Genomic DNA, 4,028 nt, shown 5'->3' with positions numbered 1-4,028 from the left:
GCTTACTTAAAAAACCCAAATGTGTATAGGGAGAGTTGTTCAGATTGCGGTCAACGTTTAGAGTCTAATGAAACATTTGAAGCCTATGGCAGAATTTATTGTGGACCATGCTATCAGTCCAACTAAGAGCTAGAATGATGAAAAAAAGAGTCCTGATCWGATCAGGACTCCCAAAGCAAATTGAATTAAGGTGTAACTCCAAGTTCTCTTAAAATATCATCTAATCTTTTACTCTTCACATGATTTGCAGGTTTTGGCGTGTTTTCTACATCTGGATTTACTTTTAAGTAGTTGGTTTTGACAAATCCGATGTCTGTTGCATTAACAATACCATCAAAGTTAATATCTGCTTCGCGTTTATTTGTGCCCCAAGCTTCTTGAATCGCCAGTGCATCGTAAATGTCGATTACTTGGTCTTGGTTTACATCACCTGCTACTGCTTCTTTGTTGTCAATGTACATATATTGCCCATACCACACACCGTTGCGTAAGAAGCCAACTTTTTGATTTTTTTGTATCGTAATAAAGTGCCCGGGTAGGTGTACTTCTTTGGTAAATAGTTGATCGGTTAACGGAAGCTTAGTCACAAGGAACTCTGGTTGGATTCTGCTATTTATAGTTGCATCGTAGACTTTACCCATAGCATCGGAAAAGATTACTTTAGCCCCAGCTTGAACCCAATCTTTTTTATCCCAGATGATAACTTGACCAGATGCATACTTTCTAAAACCTTCTGCTGTAAGGTAGCCAAATGCTTCAGAGAACGTAGGGGTGACGTTCCAAGAAAATGGTGCAAAGAAGGGATTGGTTGATGTGCCCGCTTCATTCACATAAGAAACCTTTGCATTAAATCCTGCTCTTGTAGTGTAAGCAGTATCTTTCACCTTAATAGTTACGTCTACAGCAGGGATTTTGCCAGAAACTTCTTTCGTAGACGCTACATCTAGTTTGATCGATGGTTTTCCATTCGTATAGGTAACGGTTACTGTTCCTTCACCAAACTCACTTAATGCTGCATTGGGTTTTGCCTCAACCACTTCTAGTTGAGTGCCAAACTTAGGACCATAAAAGTCAGAGTCTAACAAATTCCAAGTGGCTGACTTTAATTTTTTTACATTGTCCAGTGTGAGGGTAGTGGTAATCGTTTCCCCTAATGCGATCGATTTTTGTTTACTGGTTCCATAAGCAAATGGAGTATCTTCTTTAACAAAGTAGTAGGCTTTCCTTCCACCTATGTTCCCACCTCCATCAAATCCATCCATCTTAAAGCTTAGGACCGGAGTTTTTTCATCCATCGGTATTTCTTCTTTCCATTTTCCCGCTGCGTCCATACGGACAGAGCTAGGTACTGGACTGTTGAAGTACGACAAGAGCCGGTTTTTGGATTGGTCGACTGCCATCCCTGCTTGTTTTGCCGCTTCAATTTCTTTGTCATAGATTTGCACTTCAAATGGATAAGTAGTTTGACCTGGTTTGTACTCAAGGATCGGAGACTCTTGATCCAATGAGCTTGTAAAAGTAGGTAGATCAATATCTACTAATAGATCGAAGGATTTGGTAAGAACTTTGTCAGCCTCAGTAGTCGTAATCGTTTTCAGTTGGTATTGCCCCGGTTTTGCTTGTGCTTTTTCTGTAGAGATTCCATCGGCTGTAAACGGATAGTAGTTTCCATTAAACATAACTAGGAAATAGCTTGTATCGACGTTTTTTCCAACCAGATTGTGTCGTCCAACGAAACCAAGCTCTTGCCCAGATTTCCGGTCTACTAAGATCATGTCCATGGTTTTCATTGGTGTTTTCAAGTTCATTTGCGCAGATACCAAAGATTGTCTATTAAATTCGCCATAGTGATCATAGCGATAGTAGGCTGGGGAAAATATATTACTACCACCGATATCCAGTGTTTTGAAGTTGTCTTCCGCTGTACGAACACTAAATGGAATCCGATATTGCTCGGTTTGATCCTCTTGGTTGGTCACTAAGAGGTAACCTTCGTAAATTCCTTCAGCAGCAGCTTTAGGCACTTCGATGGTAACATGTAGACTTTCGGTAGAAGCTGGATCCACTGTTAAGGTTGGGTGGAATTTCACTTGTACCTGGTTGGCTACGGCATCTAGGCTACCTTTCACCGCTTGGAACTGAACGTTCAAATTGAAATTCTTTACTTTATCAGTTAGGTTTTGAAATTTCAACTTTTTGGTAACGCTAAGATCTTCACCTGCATAATGAGTGCCAAACGCAATGCCACCTGTTTTTTCTTTGATAGTAGTGATTCCATCAGCGTTAGGAACTAGGGTCGTATCCTGTACTTGAATCTTCATCCCCGTATGGACGGCTTGATAAGGATCCACGCGTCCTGCTCCCACTTCAAATACACTGTAGGAACCATTCAGTGGATCAGCGGTGTTCATCATGATTGTTTTTACATCTTCAGGCTGTAACGTTGGATTGACTTGTAATAAGAGTGCTGCTACACCAGCCGCATTTGGCGTTGCCATGGAAGTACCTGAGAGACGAGCATACGCATATTTGTAATCGGTTGGTGCGTCATGGTTCCCGATGTAAGCGGGTACAGAAGACAACACACTGACTCCAGGAGCGGTGACTTCTGGCTTGATGTCATAGGTTCTTTTGGCTGGTCCACGAGAACTGAAGTCAGCTAGGGTGTCCCCTTGTGTTTTGGTTACAGTTAAATTACTAAATGTGAAGGATTTATTTCCTGCAGTTAGTTGCTCCTTCACCTTGAGTCCATCCTCTTGAGTAAGAGAGAAAGTAGGAATAAAGTTTTGATTTTCTCCCAAGTAAGCAGGAATATGGCCAGGTTCGTTGTTATACATTAAGACAGCCGCCGCGCCATGTTGTTTCGCAAACTTCACTTTATCTGCAAATGCATATGTTCCCCGAGCAACGAAAGCGATTTTGCCATTCACATCTTTGCCCGTGTAATTCGCGTTACCACCAAGACCTACGTTTACTAGTTCTAAACTTTTCCCTTCTAGAGTAGATAGGTTATCAGTGAAGGATTTTGCCATGTTAAGCAGTTCCAGCCCACTGAGTGTTCCGATCGCCCCTTTCATGGACGAATGAGAAATGGATACATCACTGGCTCCAACGGTGAGAGCGAGTGCAGCAGTTCCAGGAGAGGCGAGAGTGTAAGAGTTAAGTCCTGAGTTACCCGCAGCCACCACGGCAGTGACATCACTTAATACCGCATAGTTCACGGCTGTACTCGTTGGATAGTATGGATCGTTAATTCCTGCTCCCAAGGAAATGTTAATGACATCCATGCCATCGGCAACGGCTCGGTCGATCCCCGCCATTACGGCTTCCGAAGTACCGCTACCATATGGTCCAAGGACACGGTACACATAGAGGTCAGCATCTGGAGCGACTCCTTTGACAGAGACTTCACTATCATTTTTAGCTTGACCGACGATGATTCCAGATACGTGAGTCCCATGCTCAGTGTAGTAGGAGATTCCGCTATCGAATTCCGCGTTACCTGACTTTTTCCAATCTGCGTAGGTGGTTTCCATCGGATCGTTGTCATTATCGACAAAGTCATAGCCACCTTTGAAGGCATCTATTAGATCAGGATGATTGTAGTCGACCCCTGAATCGATGACCCCTACTTTTACGCCTTTCCCTGTGATTCCTTCCGCATGAAGCTTGTCTACTCCTACAAGGGGAACACTAGCCGCTTGCGTCGAAGCGTTATTAGATTCTTCCTGTGCGATGGAAGGAGGCTCTACCGTAAAGGTGATATTTTTGTGTACGGATTGGACCACTTCCGATTTCATCAACGTCTCTACTTGGCTCGCAGGAAGGGTAAGAGCCACCCCGTTATAAGAAGTTTTGTAGGAACTGGTGATTTTATAAGAAGGTTCTGCACTTTTGACTTCTGAAGAAGAAGTGGCAGCAGGTAAGATTTTTTCCAGTTCACTTTGGAATGTGGAATGTTCTTGATCTACCTGTTCGTTGGCTTTTTGTTTGGTTACTTTTTTGCCTTTCAGAGCGGCCTCTAATAC

General features: G+C 43.0%; 2 protein-coding genes. One reads left to right on the top strand and one right to left on the bottom strand.

Translation table 11 applies throughout. The annotated features are described in order from the left end of the window. Window positions 1–21 precede the first annotated feature (21 nt). Entirely contained in the window at window positions 22–126 is a 105-nt protein-coding gene (locus tag AC1DSL_RS16230; RefSeq protein WP_477532986.1) for an LIM domain-containing protein, read from the top strand. 59 nt (window positions 127–185) lie between these two features. On the opposite strand, the gene AC1DSL_RS16225 is transcribed toward AC1DSL_RS16230, so the two are convergent. Beyond that, window positions 186–4,028, bottom strand: a 3,843-nt coding sequence (locus tag AC1DSL_RS16225) for a S8 family serine peptidase (RefSeq protein WP_477532985.1), incomplete at its 5' end; no start/stop codon positions are given.

Source organism: Paenisporosarcina sp. P4_D4, assembly GCF_056401835.1.
The sequence above is the reverse complement of the archived record's forward strand: the minus strand, read 5'-3'. Positions and strand labels throughout refer to the sequence as shown.